This window comes from Stenotrophomonas sp. YJH_SMC_119, from assembly GCF_059368315.1.
Genome location: NZ_JCAFRP010000001.1, coordinates 599,535 through 615,937 on the forward strand (window position 1 = coordinate 599,535; position 16,403 = coordinate 615,937).

The following is a 16,403-nucleotide window of genomic DNA, read 5'->3' on the forward strand; positions in this document are numbered from 1 at the left end:
CAGGGTCAGAGCCCTCGCCTGCGGCGAGGGATCCGACCCCGATCATGCGAGCCCGGATACGGGATCACCCGCGTCGACTGGCCCACTGCGCCAGCAGCACGGCCGTGGCCGAGGCCACGTTCAGGCTCTCCACCGCGCCACTGCCGGGAATCGAGACCCGCATGTCGCATTCGCTGGCCAGGCCGCGGTCCATGCCCTCGCCTTCGGCGCCCATCACGTACACCAGCCGCTCCGGCAGCGACGCACGGAACACGTCGTCGCCACCCTCAACGAGGGTCGCCGCCAGCCCGAAGCCGGCCGCACGCAGCTGCGCCATCGCCTGAGCAGTCTCCGGCAGCTGCACCAGCGGCACCGACTCCGCCCCGCCTTCGGCCACACGTGCGGCAGCACCGGACAGCGCCAGCGTGCTGCCGGCCGGCAGCAGCAGCGCCTTGACGCCGAAATGCGCGGCCGAGCGCAGGATCGCGCCGAAGTTGTGCGGGTTGCCGACACCATCCAGCCACAACGCCAGCACCGGGCCCTGCTCCAGATCGGCCAGCCACTGCGCCAGCGGCACGACCGGCGCACGCAGCACGTCGGCCACCAGGCCTTCGTGATGGGTCGTGGCAGCCAGCTTGTTGAGATCGCCTTCCTCCACCACGCGATAGCCCACGCGGTTGGCCACGCACCACTTCAGCACCGGCTGCATGCGCGGAATCAGCGCGTCCACCAGGTACAGCTTGCGCAGCGCCTGCGGGCGATTGGCGAACAGGGCCTGTACGGCGTTCCAGCCATACAGGCGCAGTTCGTCGTTGCCGCGCCCCGGCGGCGGCGGGGTGCCGCCCTCACGCGGTGGCAGCGGGGTGGCCCGCGGCGGTCGCGACGACGGGCGGCGGGCATTCTTCCAGGGATCATTCACTACGGGACAACTCCAGCTTGCGTTGACGCCAGAAATCGGCGTTCTTGATGCCCAGGGCATCGGGGTCGAAGATTGGATCGAGGCCGAGCTTCTTCTGTCGTTCGTAATCACGCAGGGCGAGCATGGCCGGCTTCTGGATGATGAGGATGGCAATGATGTTCAGCCAGGCCATCAGGCCGACGCCGATGTCACCCAGCGCCCAGGCCAGGGTTGCATTATGGAACGCGCCGAACACCACCATGCCGATGATGCCCAGGCGCAGCACCAGCACGGTCAGCGGGCGCTTCCTGTTGTGGTTCACATAGCTGAGGTTGGTCTCGGCCATGTAGTAGTACGCCATGATGGTGGTGAAGGCGAAGAAGAAGATGGCGATGGACACGAACGCCGAACCCCAGCCCGGCAGCACGGCTTCCACGCCGGCCTGGGCGTAACCGGCGCCTTCGGGAATGCCGGCCAGGCCCTGGAAGATCGGCGGGGCGCCGGCACCTGCCGGCGAGTACACGTTGTAGGTGCCGCTGGCCAGGATCAGGAAGGCGGTGGCGGTGCACACCATCATGGTGTCGAAGTAGATGGCGAAGGCCTGCACGTAGCCCTGCTTGGCCGGGTGCGAGACTTCCGAGGCGGCCGCTGCATGCGGGCCCGAACCCTGGCCGGCTTCGTTGGCGTAGATGCCGCGCTTGATGCCCCACTCCACTGCCAGGCCCATCATCGCGCCGAACGCGGCGTGGGTGCCGAAGGCGCTGCTGAAGATGATGTTGAACATCTCCGGCACGCGGTCGTAGTTGATGATCATGATGATGATGGCCATCAGGATGAAGCCGGCGGCCATGAACGGCACCACCACTTCGGCGAAGTTGGCGATGCGCTTGACGCCGCCGAAGATCACCACGCCCAGCAGCAGCGCGACCACGATGCCGATGCCCAGCTTCAGCGCCTGCACCGATTCCATGCCGAAGGCCTGGCCATCGAGCGGCCCGCACAGCGCGGTGCCGCGGCAGGCGTTGATGATGCTGTCGGCGATCGCGTTGGCCTGCACGCCCGGCATCAGGAAGCCGGCGGCGATGATCGTGGCGATGGCGAAGGCCAGCGCGTACCACTTCAGGCCCATGGCCTTTTCGATGTAGTAGGCCGGGCCACCGCGGTAGCGGCCTTCAGCGTCCTTGGTCTTGTAGATCTGCGCCAGGGTGCATTCCACGTACGACGTGGACGCGCCGAGGAAGCCCATCACCCACATCCAGAAGATCGCACCGGGGCCGCCGAAGGCGATGGCGGTGGCCACGCCGGCGATGTTGCCGATGCCCATGCGGCCGGCCATCGACATGGCCAGCGCCTGGAACGAGGACACACCGGCGTCGGATTTCTCCCCCCTGACGGTGAGGCGGCACATCTCGAAGAAGCCACGGATCTGCATGAAGCGGGTGCGCAGGCTGAAGAACAGGCCGGCGCCCAGGCACACGAAGATCAGTGCCTTGCTCCAGATGATGCTGTTGATGAAGTGTACGGTTGCTTCCACGCGCGCTCTCTCCAGTCGGCGGGTTGTAAGGACGTCCCGTCGGCTGGAGGGGACCGGTCGATTCTCCCTGATCGCAGGCCGCTGCGGTAGCGCCAGAAGACAAGGGGTCGGATCCCTTGCGCGCCGCGCGAGGGCTCCGACCCCGGTTCGCCCTTATGGCGGGTTGGGGTCAGAGCCCTTTTCTGGCGAAAAGGGATCTGACCCCGAGGGCTCACGGCAGTTGCGTGCGCACCCGGGCGAAACGGCGCAGGTCGTGCAGCACGCCGCGCTTGTAGACCGCGCAACGCTCCACGCCCTCTTCCTGGAAGCCGTTCTTCTCCAGCACCCGGGCCGAGCCGAGGTTGAAGTCGACCACGGTGGCCTGGAGCCTGAACAGGCGCAGCTCATCCATCACCCACGGGGCGAACAGGCCGACCACGCGGGTCATCACGCCTTGGCCCCAGTAGGCCTGGCCGAGCCAGTAACCCAGTTCGGCGGTATGCCCACGCTCGGCCACGCCCTGCTGGGCACCGACGCTGCCGCAGGCCTGGCCGTCGATCTCGATGGCCAGGTTCAGCGTGCCAGGGGCCAGCACGCGGCCCGCCAGGAAGGCCTCGCCATCCTCGCGCGTGTACGGGTACGGAAAGCGATCACGCAGGCCCCGCGATACCTCGGCGTCGTTGGCATGGCGCAGCAGGGATTCCAGGTCTTCCGGGCGCCAGGGGCGCAGTCGGAAACCTTCTCCCTGTAGTGGCGGGGTCAGAGCCCTTTCCCTTTGGGAAAGGGATCCGACCCCGTCGGCGTGCCGGTCAGGCATGCCCGCCCACCGAGGGCGATTCGGCTTCCTGCTTCTCCAGTTCGCGCTTCACCGCTTCCGGCGAGCGGGTGTACGGGGCTAGCCGCGCGTAGAACGCCGGCACCACGAACAGCGACAGGAACGTCGAAAGAGTCACGCCGAAGATGATCACGATGCCGATCGTGCCACGGCTGGCCGAGCCGGGGCCACCGGCCACCACCAGCGGAATCGCGCCGACCACGGTGGCGATCGAGGTCATCAGGATCGGGCGCAGGCGCACCATCGCCGATTCGATGATCGCCTCGCGCACGGTTCTTCCGTCGTCGCGCAGCTGGTTGGCGAATTCGACGATGAGGATGCCGTTCTTCGCTGCCAGGCCGACCAGCATGACGATGCCGATCTGGCTGAACAGGTTCACCGTGCCGCCGCTCACCCACAACCCGACCAAGGCACCGAGCACGCCCAGCGGCACGGTCAGCATGATGGTGAGCGGGTGGATGAAGCTCTCGAACTGCGCGGCCAGCACCAGGTAAACCACCAGCAGGGCCATGGCGAAGGTCAGCAGCACCGCGCCACCCGCACTCTGGTACTCGCGCGATTCGCCCTTCCAGTTCACCTGCGCGTACTGCGGCAGTTCCTCGCGGGCCACGTTCTGCGCCCAGGCGATGGCCTCGCCCAGCGGATAGCCCGGTGCCAGGCCGGCGGTGATGGTGATCGAGCGCAGGCGGTTGAAGCGGTTCAGCGTGCCCGCCTCGGCCACTTCACTGAGCGTGACCAGGTTGGACAGCGGCACCAGTTCGCCGGAGGTGGCGCGCACGCGGATCGCGGCCAGGTCGGCCGGGCTGGCACGGCCATCGCGACCGGCCTGCACCAGCACGTCGTACTCCTCGCCGTTGTCGACGAAGGTGGTAACGCGACGCGAACCCATCATGGTTTCCAGCGCCGAACCGATCGCGGTGACCGGCACGCCGAGATCCGCCGCACGCTGGCGGTCGATGTTCACCCGCATCTGCGGCCGGGTTTCCTTGTAGTCCGAATCCGGGCCGACCAGGCCGGGATTGTCGGCCATGCGCAGCAGGATGCGGTCACGCCACTGCGCGATCTCGGCGTATTCCGGGCCGCCCAGCACGATCTGGAATGGCTGGCCGCCACTGCGCACCAGCCCGCCGCCCACCTGCGTACGCACGCGCACGCCGCGGATGGTGTCCAGTTCCTTCTGCAGTGCGTTGGCCACGTCCGGCGTGGCCTCGCTGCGCTGGCGCCACGGCTGCAGGAAGATGCTGACGCGGCCGGTGTGCATTTCCTCGCTGGCACCGAAGCCGCCGGGCACGCGGGGGTTGGCACGCACGATCGGCTTGTCCGGGCCGACGTGAGGGGCCAGCAGCGCTTCCACCTGCTGTACCTGCTGCACGGTGTAGTCGTAGCCGGCGCCTTCCGGGCCGTCGATCATGATCTGGAACGAACCGCGGTCTTCGGCCGGCGCCAGCTCCGACGGCAGCAGTTTCAGCAGGCCCCAGCTGGCGGCCAGCGCGGCCACCATCACCAGCAGGTAGATCCAGGTGCGGTCCACGTGATGGTCGAGCACGCGACCATAGCCGGAGGCCAGGCGCTCCAGGTTGCGGTTGACGAAGCCATGCAGGCCGCGCGGTGCCTGCCCGGTGTGCGGCTTGAGCAGCTTGGAGGCCATCATCGGCGTCAGCGTCAGCGCCACGAACGCGGACAACGCAACCGCCGCCGCCAGCGCCACCGCCAGTTCGCGGAACAGGCGGCCGGTATTGCCTTCCAGGAAACCGACCGGCAGGAACACCGCCACCAGCACCGCGGTGGTGGCGATCACCGCGAAGGCGACCTGCGTGGTGCCACGCTTGGAGGCCACCAGCGGGGGCTCGCCCAGGTCGATGCGGCGCTGCACGTTTTCCACCACCACGATCGCATCGTCCACCACCAGGCCGATGCACAGCACCAGGGCCAGCAGGGTCAGCAGGTTGATCGAGAAATCGAACGCATACAGCGCGATGAACGCCGCGACCAGGCAGACCGGCACGGTCACGGCCGGAATCAGCGCAGCGCGGAAACTGCCAAGGAACAGCCAGATCACCGCCAGCACCAGGATCATCGCTTCCACCAGCGTGGCGTAGACGCGATCCACCGCCGCTTCGATGAAGGTGGTGTTGTCGAAGGCGACGAAGATCTGCGTGCCCTTGGGCAGGGTCAGCGCCACCCGCTCGGCTTCAGCGCGCGCGGTACGCGCCACGTCCAGCGAGTTGGCAGTGGAGGTCTTGACGATGCCCAGGCCGATGCCCGGCTCGCCGTTGCTGCGGTAGTACGCGCGACGCTCGGCCGAAGCCAGTTCGATCTTCGCCACGTCGCCCATGCGCACCACGTAACCGTCGCGGCCCTTGCCCAGCGGGATGGTCGCAAAGTCTTCCGGCTTGATGTAGTTGCGCTCCACGCGCAGGGTGAAGTCGCGGTCGGTCGACTCGATGCGGCCGGCCGGCAATTCCACATTCTCGTTGCGCAGCGCGGTTTCCACGTCGCCAGTGGTCAGCCCGCGTGCGGCCAGCTGGTCACGGTCCAGCCAGATGCGCATCGCGTAGCGCTGGCGGCCACCGATGCGGACCTGGGCCACGCCATCGAGGCTGGAGAAACGATCGACCACGTAGCGGTCGGCGTAGTCGCTCAGCTCCAGCGTGTCCATGGTCGAGGAGACCATGTTGAACCAGATGATGGGGTCGGCATCGCTCTCGACCTTGGCGATTTCCGGCGGACGCGCTTCTTCGGGCATGCGGTCGGCGACGCGGCTGACCGCATCGCGCACGTCATTGGCCGCCGCTTCGATATCGCGGTTGGAGGTGAACTCGATGCTGACCTGCGAGCGGCCGTTGGTGCTGCGCGCATTGATCGTATCGATGCCTTCGATGCCGGCCAGCGCATCTTCCAGCACCTGGGTGATGCGGCTTTCGATGACCGCCGCCGAGGCGCCGGTGTAGTCCACCGACACCGACACGATCGGCGGATCGATGGCGGGCAGTTCGCGCAGGGTCAGGCGGGTGAAGGACATCACGCCCAGCACCAGCAGCAACAGGCTCATCACCACGGCGAACACCGGCCGCTGGATGGAGATGTCGGACAGCTTCATCCGCCGTGGCCCTCGGCCGCGACCGGCACCGGTGCATCCGCCGGCTTGGCACCGCTGGCCGGGGCCGCATCCTTGGCCGCGACCTTCAAACCCGGGCGCAGCTTGCCGGTGCCATCGACCACGATACGCTGGCCGGCTTCCAGGCCCTGCTTGATCTCAACCACGCCGGCGCGGCGCGCACCGGTCACCACGTCCACGCGCTCGACGCTGTCGTCGCTCTTGATGCGGTACACGAACGTGTCGCGGCCCACCTGCACCACGGCGATTTCCGGCACCACCAGCGCCGGGCGCTCGGGGCGGAACAGGCGCACGTCCAGCAGCATGCCCGGGCGCAGCGCATGGTCGCTGTTGGCGAAATCGCCGCGCACGGTCACCGCACGGGTCGCCGGGTCGATGCGTGCGTCGATGGTACTGACCACGCCCTCGAAGGTGCGGCCCGGCCACGCCACGCTGGTGGCGCTGACCTTGTCACCGACGCCCAGTGCGGCCAGTTCCACTTCCGGCACCTGGAAATCGATGTGCATGTGCTCGATGTCGTCGAGCGTGGCAATGACCGTGGTCGGGGTCACCAGCGAGCCGGGGCTGACCTGGCGGATGCCGAGCACGCCGGCGAACGGTGCGCGCACACGCCGATCACCGATGTCGGCCTGCATCTGCATCACGCGCGCCTCGGCGGCATCACGGATCGACTTCTGCGTATCCAGCGTGGCGCTGGACACCAGCCGCTGGGAGGCCAGCTCGCGCTGGCGCTTGTACAACTGGTCGGCCTCGTGGAAGGTGGCCTGCGCCTGCACCAGCGCCGCTTCCTGGGCCTGCCCGCGCAGCGTCACGATCGGTGCGCCGGCGGCGATGTGCTGGCCGCTTTCGAAATGCACCTTCTCGACGATTTCGCTGACCTTGGCGGTGACGCTGATCGACTCGCGCGCCTTGGCCGTGCCCAGCGCCTGCAGGGTGTCGTTCCACTGCATGGGCTGCACCACCTGCGCCGTGACCGGCACTGCTTCGCCCTGCCGACGCGCGGCGGCCTCCTGTTTGCCTGCGCACCCGGCCAACACGGCCAGGCTGAGGCCAAGGGCCAGGGTCGAAGCGATACGAGCCAACATGAATGGTCCTGATTGATCCACGGCCGCCGAGTGTAGGCAAGGCCCCGCAAAAGCGGTATGTGCCAAGCGTTTACCATCGTGGAACCGAAGCCGTGATAGCGCCTTGAACCCGTTCCGTGCAAGGCTGCCCTTGGCGGTGTCGGCGTGTGTCGGGGTGTATCCAGCCGTGCACCACGGGCGTTGCCATCGTAGAGTCGAAGCTGCCCGACAGAGGGCGTCGGGCGGGGACGGATCCTGGCGGGGATCCGGCCCCGGTTTTTTTTCACCCGGCGGATCAGTACCGGTAGTTCACCTTCATCCACAGGCTGCGCCCGGGCTCGTTGATGCGCACCGGGTCGGCCGGGAAGCCGAAGTCGGCACTGCCGGCCAGGTTCAGGTGCTCGCTGTAGGCGCGGTCGAACAGGTTGTCGACGCCCGCGCTGAGCTGCAGCTGCGAACTGAAACGGTACGCGGCGTTGAGCGCGAACGTGGCGAAACCTGCACTCGGCCCGAGGTCCTGTGCGACCACGTTGCCCTGGCCCTCGGCCACGCGGTGCTGGTGGGTCACCGCACGCAGCAGTGCCCCGGCACTCCAGCTCTGGCCTTCCCAGTTCGCGCTCAGGCGTGCTTCCAGTGGTGGCATCTGCGGCAGCGGACGCTGCTGGTCGCGGTTCTCGCCCCAGGCATAGGCCAGCGTGCCGCCCAGCTTCCACTGCCCGGCCAGGCTCACTTCCAGGCCCGCCTCGGCACCGGCGATGCGCGCGTCGACATTGCGGGCCTGGCTCATGCCCATCATGCCGCTGCCGTGGTACGTGAACAGGATGTAGTCCTGGATCTGCCCGGCGTACGCCGAAACCCACGTCTGCACGCGCGGTCCCTTGTACTGCAGGCCGACGTCGAGCTGGGTGGTGCGTTCGGGCTGCACGCCGGTGAACGCGTTCACTGCGCCGGCCGGGCCATGGTTGGGCGAGAACAGCTCCCAGTAGTCGGGCATGCGTTCACTGTGGCCGAGCCCGGCGTACCAGGTCAGGCCGTCGGCCAGGTCCTGCTCGTAACGCAGGAAACCACTGCCCAGCCATTCCTTGCGGCGCTGGCCCGCAGTCGGATTGGGCCTGTTCCCCATCATTCCGCGGATCGATTGCCGCTCATCGCGGACGCTGGCGCGGTCGATGCGCAGGCCACTGATCCACCGCTGATCGGTGCCGGCGCCGAGGGTCAACTCGGTGAACACGCCGTAGCGGCGGAACTTGGCATCGGTCTCCCAGGCGGCCTGGCGGTAGGTGTTGCGGCCCATGCCCATGCGGCCACGATGGCGACTGTCTTCGCCGTCCACACCCGCCACCAGTTGCACGTCCTGCCAGTGCCACTCGGAACTGACCCGGCCGCCCTGGGTACGGCGGTCCACGTTCGACGCCATCGGCATCGGCATCGGCATCATGCTGTTGGGATTCGGCGTGCGCAGCGTGTAGTTGTCCATCACGTGGTCGGCTTCGTTGTAGTACACGTTGGCCTGCAACGTGTCCCACGCACCGGGCAGATTTCGTTTTTCGAAGCGCGCGGCATAGCTGGTGCGTTCGAACGCGGCACCGTCCATGCCGCGCCCGGCGTAACGCGCGATGGCATCGCCGGCACCGGCGGAAATCTCCAGCAGCGTGTCGGCATCCGGCGTCCAGCCGATGGCCACGTCACCGTTCCACTTGCGCCACTTCGACGGCACCACGTCACCGTGGCCGTCCTTGTAGTCATCGGCTTCGGAGCGGTTGCCGCTGGCACGCACGTAGCCTGTCGGGTTGCCCAGGGTCAGGTCCAGCACCTGGTCATTGCGGTTGCGCGAACCGACCAGCGCACTGGCATCGGCACGCAGGCCGGGTTCATCGAAGCGCGGCGTGTCGCGCTCGAAGCGCACGGTACCGGCCGAGGCACCTGCGCCCCAGCGCACGCTCTGCGGGCCCTTGATGATGGTCAACCGGTCGAAGCTTTCCGGCGCGATGTAGGACAGCGGATTGTCCATGCGCGACGGGCAGGCACCGATCAGGTTGCCGTCGTTGCTGAGGATGTTCAGGCGCGAACCGAACATGCCGCGCAGCACCGGGTCGCCGTTGGTGCCGCCATTGCGGATGGCAGAGAAGCCGGGAACGGTTTTCAGGTAATCGGCACCATCACTGGCCGGCACCGGCTGCCGCGGCAGGCGCGGATCGGTCACCCAGTGCAGCGGCGAGGACGGTGCGGCGGCGGTGACCACCATCGTGTCGAGGGTGCGCGCCTCTTCGGCGGGCGCAGCGTAGGCCAGTGACGTGGCCACGGCCAGGCCAAGGGCAACCGGCAGGCGCGCGCAGGCGCCCGCGGGGCGGGAAGTCATTTTCATCGGAACAGCTCCAAGGTACGCACGCGCGCACGGCGCCCGGTCAGGCGTCGTGCGGCAGATCCACGGGGATATCAGCGGACGATGGAGACGCGCGGTGGCCCACGTGCGGCGTGTGCGGGCCAGTGCGGTGCGGGCAGCACCTGTTGCGACCACGGGAACACCAGGCGCGGCCGCCACAGCAACGGCAACAGCAGTACCAGCACCGCCAGCCAGGGCAGCAGGCGCATGGCCAGTACACAGTATTCGCAGGCCTCGCCATGCATGGCGTGGGGATCGGCCGGGCGGTCAGGCGCTGCCGGCGCGGCGCCGTGCTGATCGTGCCCGGCCATGGCCATGTCGTGCATGTCATGGCCCATGGTGGCGTGGTCCATGCCCGCCATTGCAGTGTGGTCCATCGGCGGCGCCTGCAGCGCGCGGCTGACCAGCGGCGCAAGCACCATCAGCAGCGTCGCCAGGATGGCGAGCTGGAGCAGAAGACGCTGCGGGCGGGACAGGCGGGTCACCCCGCTAGTGTAGAGGCGGGTCCAGGGTTGCCCGTGCGACGAACCGTCGCAGGAGGGGGTTTATCGGCAGGGCTGCGCCCTGCACCCGCTGCGAGCTGGAGCAACAGCAAGAGCCGAAGCAACATCAAAAGCTGGCTTCCTGTGAGTTAGGCGGGGTGGGTCCGGTTGCGGGGGGCGCTGCAAGTACGTCCATGTAAGCTCGGTCGCCGCATCCATGCGGCTCACGCCCCCGCAACCGGACCCACCCCGCCATCGACAGATTCTCGCGATCTGCTGTAGATCCACGCCATGCGTGGATGAATCTCCATCGGAATCGAATATTTCGAACTGGAATCGAAAAGCATCCACGCATGGCGTGGATCTACCGTGTCGACCAAGGTCGACACCTACCAACAGCCGCCGGAATCTGTCAGAGGTGGGGCGGTGTCGGAGTGCGGGGTGTCAGCCGCATGGATGCGGCTGCCAAGCTTACAGGGACGTACTTGCAGCGTCCCCGCACTCCGACACCGCCCCGCCAACCCACGGAATGCCGCTTCTGCTGTTGCTGTTGCTGTTGCTGTTGCCTTTGTCCGCAGCAGGTGCAGGGCTGCAAGCCCTGCTCGACCAACCCCTCACACCGTGATGGTCTGGGTCAGTGACTCCCAGGTCGGTGGCACCGGCCACGCGGCGGCCTGGTTGCCATCCAGCACCCTGCGCAGATCGCGCGGATCAATCTGCGGTGCCAGCACGTGCACCAGCTCCAGCGCGTAATCGCGCAGCACCCGGTCGCGCGGCAACACCGCCCAGGCAATGCACTCGCTGATCGGGTCCGGCGCCGGCCACGAGCGCAGGTCTTCGTCGTTGGAACTGACCGCCATCTCGGCCAGCAGGCCCACGCCCAGCCCGGTACGCACATAGGTCTTGATCAGGTCCGCATCGAGCGCGGTCAGCGCCAGGTCCGGCGCCAGGCCGTTTGCAGCGAAGGCGCGCTGCAACGAGGAATTCGGGCGGGTCGAGGATTCGTAGCTGATCAGCGGCTGCCGGGCCAACGCGGCCAGGTCCGGTGCGCGGCCGGCGCGGTCCAGCGGGTGCCCCTTGGGTACCACCACCAGGCGTCGCCAGCGGAACAGCGGCACCGCGATGCCATCGGTGGGCTCACTGCCGGCGGTGCTGATGATCGCGATATCCGCGTCACCCTGGTTCAAGCGGTCCAGCGCGTCGGTTTCACCGGCCTGCTGCAGGTGCACGCTCACCTGGGGATAGGCCTGCTTGATCGCTGCCACCGCCGGCGGCAGCACGAAGCGCGCCTGGGTGTGGGTGGTGGTCAGGATCAGCTGGCCCTGGCTCTCGCGGCGCTGGTTGGCCGCGTAGGTGCGGATGTTGTTGGCCTCGGCCAGCACCGCGCGGGCACGAGCGATCACCTCGGTGCCGGCCGGGGTGACCGACTCCAGGCTGCGGCCCTTGCGCACGAACAACAGGAAGCCGAGCTCGTCTTCCAGCTGCTTGAGCTGCTTGGACAGGCCGGGCTGGGTGGCGTGCACGCGCGAGGCGGCCAGCGTGATGTTCAGCTCGGCGTCGGCGATGGCGACCAGGTAGCGCAGCTGGGTCAGCGTCATGGGAGGCGGGCGGCGTGGGGCGGAGGTCCACTCTAGGGTCAATTGCCGTCACCAGCTTATAACCAAAGGTTGTTTAAGAAAGGTATCTGGTCATTTCCGGGCGTCATATGCCGGCGCTACGGTCAGCCGGCAGCCGCTGGCCTGAACAGCCAGCCCTCCCCTTCTGCCCGCCGGCGTCCGGCGCGGCCCTGTTTCCGGAGCGCTTCCATGGCCCTGTACGACTCCATCCTCGATACCGTCGGCAACACCCCCATCGTCAAGCTGCAGCGCCTGGCGCCGCCGCAGGTCAGCGTCTACGCCAAGGTCGAGTCGTTCAACCCGGGCGGCTCGGTCAAGGACCGCCTGGCGCTGGCGATCATCCTCGACGCCGAAGCACGTGGCCTGCTCAAGCCGGGCGACACCATCGTCGAAGCCACTTCTGGCAACACCGGCGTGGCGCTGGCGATGGTCGCCGCCGCGCGCGGCTACAAGTTCGTGGCGACCATGGTCGAGACCTTCTCGGTGGAGCGCCGCAAGCTGATGCGCGCCTATGGCGCCAAGGTGATCCTGACCCCGGCCGCCGAACGCGGCAGCGGCATGGTGCGCAAGGCGCGCGAACTGGCCGAGCAGCACGGCTGGTTCCTGGCCAGCCAGTTCGCCAACCCGGCCAATCCGGCGTATCACCGCAACACCACCGCCGCCGAAATCCTGCGCGACTTCGCCGGCAAGCGGCTGGACTACTTCGTCAGCGGCTGGGGCACGGGCGGCACGCTCACCGGCGTGGGCGAAGTGCTGAAGGTCGCGCGTCCGCAGACCCGCATCATCGCCACCGAGCCAGCCGGCGCCGCACTGCTGAAGGGCGATGACTGGAAGCCGCACAAGATCCAGGGCTGGACCCCGGACTTCGTGCCCGACGTGCTCAACCGTGATGTGGTGGATGAACTGGTGACGGTGGAAGATGACCGCGCGATCGCCACCGCGCGCCGACTGGCTGCGGAAGAAGGCATCTTCGTCGGCATCTCCGCCGGCGCTACCGTGGCCAGCGCACTGGATGTGGCCGCACGTGCCGAACCGGGTTCAGTGATCCTGGCGATGCTGCCGGACACCGGTGAACGCTACTTCTCCACGCCGCTGTTTGCCGACGTGAACGAGGGTTCCGACGACGACTGGTTGGCCGGCCTGCCGTAACACCCCGGGGTCGGATCCCTTTTCCGCAGGGAAAGGGCTCCGACCCCCTTCTGCTTCAGCCTGCATGAAGGCGTCGCCCGCCATCGTGCGTGAAGGCCGTCGGATCGCAGCGCGTGAGACGGTCATGACGCAGTATCGATGCCCTGTCCCCTACCGTGGGAACAGCCGGCGCAGATGCTGCGCGGATCACCTCACAGGCAGGAGACGGACGCATGAAGATCGAAGTTTGGCAGGGCGACATCACGACCCTGGCGGTGGATGCGATCGTCAACGCGGCCAATGAAACGCTGCTCGGTGGTGGCGGTGTCGACGGCGCGATCCATCGTGCGGCCGGGCCCGCGTTGCTGGCCGAATGCGCGCAGCTGCCGGAACTGCGCCCGGGCGTACGTTGCCCGACCGGAGAAGTGCGCGCCACCAGTGCTTACGCTTTGCCTGCACGCTACGTACTGCACACGGTGGGCCCGGTCTGGCACGACGGCCAGCGCGATGAACCGGCGTTGCTCGCCAACTGCTACTGGAAGTCGCTGCAGCTGGCCGAATCGCTGGGCGTGCAGTCGATCGCATTCCCAGCCATCAGCTGCGGCGTATACGGCTATCCGCTGTACCAGGCCGCGCAGATCGCAGTGACCGAAACACTGGCCTGGCAGCGCAGCCACGCGCAACCGATGCGCATCGTGCTGGTGGCGTTCAATACCGCTACGGCCAAGGCCTACCAGCAGGCGTTGAGTGCCGCCGGGCAAAGCGCCGACAGCGAACCGCGCGGGTCGATGCTGCCGCCCCTGGGTGACGCGGGTTTTGCCGCCGCGCATTGAATCGCGATGCAGCGCGAAAAGGAAAAGGCCGGGCATTGCCCGGCCTTCTCAGTTACACCATTGATGTCATCCACGCATGGCGTGGATCACGCTCAACGACTGGCAGCTTCCACCGCAGCGGCGTCATCGGCCACGGCGGCTGCAGCGTCGGCAGCGGCACGTGCAGCCGATGCCGCAGCACCCTCGGCGCTGGCCCCTTCCACCTGCACGCGCACCTCGACCATGCCTGCGCCATTGTTCAGGCTGGACACGTCGACGGTGTAATGACCGGCCGGCAGAGTCTCCTCCAGGCGCGAGTTGGTACCGTTGCCACCGTCGTCGTCGGTCAGCTCGACATCGCCACCGACCACGCGCAGCACGGTATCGACCTGGCTGGAAATCGCGTCCAGGCGCACGTCGGCCGGCCGGTCCAGGGTCAGCAGGAAGCGGCGACGGCCTTCGTTGTCCAGCATGGTGTACACGCTGCCCGACTTCGGCAGGGCGGTGCCATCGCGCTCGACCAGATTCCCCGGCAGTTCGATGCGGGTGGCAGACAGGGTGAACATGCCATTGACACCGCTGCCGAGGCCGCGCGCGGTCAGGGTGTACTTGCCCGGCTTCAGCGACAGGGTCAGCCGCGAGTTGGTGCTGTCGTTGCCATCGTCGTTTTCGGCTTCAACGCCCTGGCCCGACAGCTTCAGCACCGGATCGAAGACATCCGACACCAGGCGGATTTCGTACAGGCCGGCCTTGTCCACCTGCAGGGTGTAGTCCTGCGAATCACTGGCCAGCATGTCCACGATTTCGCCACTGCCCGCCAACGGCTTGCCGTCGTAAGGTTTCAGCTTCTCGGCTCGCAGGCGATACGGACCAAAGGCGGTCGGGCCATCGGCATTGACCGCCACCTGGTAGGTGCCGCCGCCATTGGCACGGAACGCCAGCGAGACGTCGCCTTCGCGTTCGTAACCGGTGTTGCTGGTGGAAACAAGACTGCCGTTGTTGAACACGGCGATCGAGCCGCTGAGGGCACCAGTAAGTTTCAGGCCGACCAGATCCTTGTCTTCCAGCTTGATCTGGTAGAGCTGGTGATGGCTGCCATCATTGAAGTTGATGCCGCTGCGCGAGGTGATCTCGCCGGACACCGGCTTGTCGAAATCGAGCGACGCGGCCTTGCCTGCCTCTGCGCCGCCGCCGATGCGGTTGCACCCGCCGGCGACCAGGACCGTGGCTACGGCCAGTGTGATTGCTGCCAAACGCATGTTGTTTCTCCTTGGCCTTCCATGTGGTTCCCGCGTACCGGCCGGGCACGCGGGGGCGGAAAAGATACCCGCAAAAGCAAACGCCGGCGTGATGCCGGCGCTGCCTTGTTCATCCAGCGATGGGACGGATCAACCGTTCCACTTGCCCAGCGCAGCCAGGCCGTTGTCCTTGGCACGCTCGTACACGGTCTTCTGGGCGGCTGCGTAGTTGCCCTTCATGTCCTTGGCCCACAGCTTCAGCGCGGCCTGCTGCATGGCGCGACCGTAGGAGAAGCTCAGCGGCCACGGCAGGTTGCCCAGCTGGTTCATCGCGTTCAGGTGCTCGGTGGACTGCTCGTCGCTCTGGCCACCGGACAGGAACACCACGCCCGGCAGGATGGCCGGCACGGTGCTCTTCAGGCACATCACGGTCGACTCGGCCACTTCCTCGACGTCGGCCTGCTCATCGCAGTTCTTGCCGGAGATGACCATGGACGCCTTCAGGATGGTGCCTTCCAGCAGCACGTTCTGCTGGTACAGCGCGTCGAACAGCGAACGCAGGGTGGCTTCGGTGACTTCGTAGCAGGTCTCGATGTCGTGGTCGCCGTCCATGATCACTTCCGGCTCGACCATCGGCACCAGGCCGCATTCCTGGCACAGGGCGGCATAACGGGCCAGCGCATGGGCGTTGGACTCGATGCAGGTGCCCGACGGAATGCTCTCGCCGATGTTGATGACCGCACGCCACTTGGCGAAGCGCGCACCCAGCTTGTAGTACTCCTGCAGGCGCTCGCGCAGGCCGTCCAGGCCTTCGGTGACCAGCTCGCCCGGGCAGCCGGCCAGCGGGTGCGCACCCTTGTCCACCTTGATGCCCGGAATCATGCCGTGGTCGGCCATGTACTTGGCGAACGGCACGCCGTCCCTGGTCGACTGGCGGATGGTTTCGTCGTACAGGATGGCGCCGGAAATGTGCTCGTTGAGCTTCGGCGTGGTCAGCAGCAGCTCGCGGTAGGCACGACGGTTCTCCTCGGTGTTCTCGATACCGACGCCGGCGAAACGCTTGGCGATGGTAGCGGTGGATTCGTCGATCGCGATGATGCCCTTGCCCGGGGCGACCATGGCCTGGGCGGTTTCGGCCAGCTGTTCGATGCTCATGTATTTCCTGTGGCGGGTGCGGGAAAAACGTAAGTATAGCCCCGCCGCCCGTTGCCCCGGTGTCGAGGCCAGGATGGAAACGATTCCAATGTCCACGCAGGACAAGGGATGTCCTGCGGCATGGGGTCAGAGCCCCTTTGGGGATCTGACCCCGGGTCGGATGCGCGCAGCGGCTCCGACCC

12 protein-coding genes are annotated in these 16,403 nt (G+C 67.2%); 2 read left to right on the forward strand and 10 right to left on the reverse strand.

Annotated features, from left to right (window positions below):
- Positions 1–64: 64 nt before the first annotated feature.
- The 8 genes from AC5P6S_RS02795 to AC5P6S_RS02830 form a co-directional block, all read right to left on the reverse strand.
- The gene (locus AC5P6S_RS02795) at positions 65–898 is read right to left on the reverse strand and encodes a TrmH family RNA methyltransferase (protein WP_111189391.1); all 834 of its coding nucleotides are present in this window, start codon (positions 896–898) and stop codon (positions 65–67) included.
- The gene (locus AC5P6S_RS02800) at positions 891–2,411 is read right to left on the reverse strand and encodes an alanine/glycine:cation symporter family protein (RefSeq protein ID WP_495204465.1); all 1,521 of its coding nucleotides are present in this window, start codon (positions 2,409–2,411) and stop codon (positions 891–893) included. Before AC5P6S_RS02800 ends, AC5P6S_RS02795 begins: the two co-directional genes overlap by 8 nt.
- Positions 2,412–2,622: 211 nt before the next feature.
- Positions 2,623–3,207 carry a GNAT family N-acetyltransferase gene (locus AC5P6S_RS02805; protein WP_012481118.1) on the reverse strand — a complete coding sequence of 195 codons (585 nt, stop codon included), beginning with the start codon at positions 3,205–3,207 and terminating at the stop codon, positions 2,623–2,625.
- Positions 3,200–6,325: an efflux RND transporter permease subunit gene (locus AC5P6S_RS02810; protein ID WP_049448776.1), complete on the reverse strand. Its 3,126-nt coding sequence runs from the start codon at positions 6,323–6,325 to the stop codon at positions 3,200–3,202. Before AC5P6S_RS02810 ends, AC5P6S_RS02805 begins: the two co-directional genes overlap by 8 nt.
- On the reverse strand, positions 6,322–7,428 hold the full coding sequence (locus tag AC5P6S_RS02815; RefSeq protein ID WP_012481120.1) for an efflux RND transporter periplasmic adaptor subunit: 1,107 nt from the start codon (positions 7,426–7,428) through the stop codon (positions 6,322–6,324). The genes AC5P6S_RS02810 and AC5P6S_RS02815 overlap by 4 nt, the downstream gene beginning before the upstream one ends.
- Before the next feature lie 274 nt (positions 7,429–7,702).
- Entirely contained in the window at positions 7,703–9,772 is a 2,070-nt protein-coding gene (locus tag AC5P6S_RS02820) for a TonB-dependent copper receptor (RefSeq protein WP_414489825.1), read from the reverse strand.
- Between the two features lie 71 nt (positions 9,773–9,843).
- The gene (locus AC5P6S_RS02825; RefSeq protein ID WP_201861979.1) at positions 9,844–10,275 is read right to left on the reverse strand and encodes a DUF2946 domain-containing protein; all 432 of its coding nucleotides are present in this window, start codon (positions 10,273–10,275) and stop codon (positions 9,844–9,846) included.
- Between the two features lie 611 nt (positions 10,276–10,886).
- The gene (locus AC5P6S_RS02830; protein ID WP_024958695.1) at positions 10,887–11,870 is read right to left on the reverse strand and encodes a LysR family transcriptional regulator; all 984 of its coding nucleotides are present in this window, start codon (positions 11,868–11,870) and stop codon (positions 10,887–10,889) included.
- 207 nt (positions 11,871–12,077) lie between these two features.
- Here AC5P6S_RS02830 and cysK point away from each other — a divergent pair, with 207 nt between their 5' ends.
- The gene (gene cysK / locus AC5P6S_RS02835) at positions 12,078–13,037 is read left to right on the forward strand and encodes a cysteine synthase A (protein ID WP_012481123.1); all 960 of its coding nucleotides are present in this window, start codon (positions 12,078–12,080) and stop codon (positions 13,035–13,037) included.
- 212 nt (positions 13,038–13,249) lie between these two features.
- Complete coding sequence (locus AC5P6S_RS02840; protein WP_049406609.1) at positions 13,250–13,849, forward strand: O-acetyl-ADP-ribose deacetylase; 600 nt, start codon at positions 13,250–13,252, stop codon at positions 13,847–13,849.
- Between the two features lie 92 nt (positions 13,850–13,941).
- On the opposite strand, the gene AC5P6S_RS02845 is transcribed toward AC5P6S_RS02840, so the two are convergent.
- Positions 13,942–15,087 carry a hypothetical protein gene (locus tag AC5P6S_RS02845; RefSeq protein ID WP_043034326.1) on the reverse strand — a complete coding sequence of 382 codons (1,146 nt, stop codon included), beginning with the start codon at positions 15,085–15,087 and terminating at the stop codon, positions 13,942–13,944.
- Between the two features lie 129 nt (positions 15,088–15,216).
- Positions 15,217–16,221, reverse strand: coding sequence for a class I fructose-bisphosphate aldolase (locus AC5P6S_RS02850; RefSeq protein ID WP_005410832.1), 1,005 nt, complete (start codon positions 16,219–16,221; stop codon positions 15,217–15,219).
- Positions 16,222–16,403: the final 182 nt, after the last annotated feature.

Bases quoted from the DNA above. Each gene is read 5' to 3' on its own strand.
- AC5P6S_RS02805 (WP_012481118.1), bottom strand. From the start codon at position 3,207: ATGCCTGACCGGCACGCCGACGGGGTCGGATCCCTTTCCCAAAGGGAA.
- AC5P6S_RS02810 (WP_049448776.1), bottom strand. From the start codon at position 6,325: ATGAAGCTGTCCGACATCTCCATCCAGCGGCCGGTGTTCGCCGTGGTG.
- AC5P6S_RS02815 (WP_012481120.1), bottom strand. From the start codon at position 7,428: ATGTTGGCTCGTATCGCTTCGACCCTGGCCCTTGGCCTCAGCCTGGCC.
- AC5P6S_RS02820 (WP_414489825.1), bottom strand. From the start codon at position 9,772: ATGAAAATGACTTCCCGCCCCGCGGGCGCCTGCGCGCGCCTGCCGGTT.
- AC5P6S_RS02830 (WP_024958695.1), bottom strand. From the start codon at position 11,870: ATGACGCTGACCCAGCTGCGCTACCTGGTCGCCATCGCCGACGCCGAG.
- cysK (WP_012481123.1), top strand. From the start codon at position 12,078: ATGGCCCTGTACGACTCCATCCTCGATACCGTCGGCAACACCCCCATC.
- AC5P6S_RS02840 (WP_049406609.1), top strand. From the start codon at position 13,250: ATGAAGATCGAAGTTTGGCAGGGCGACATCACGACCCTGGCGGTGGAT.
- AC5P6S_RS02845 (WP_043034326.1), bottom strand. From the start codon at position 15,087: ATGCGTTTGGCAGCAATCACACTGGCCGTAGCCACGGTCCTGGTCGCC.
- AC5P6S_RS02850 (WP_005410832.1), bottom strand. From the start codon at position 16,221: ATGAGCATCGAACAGCTGGCCGAAACCGCCCAGGCCATGGTCGCCCCG.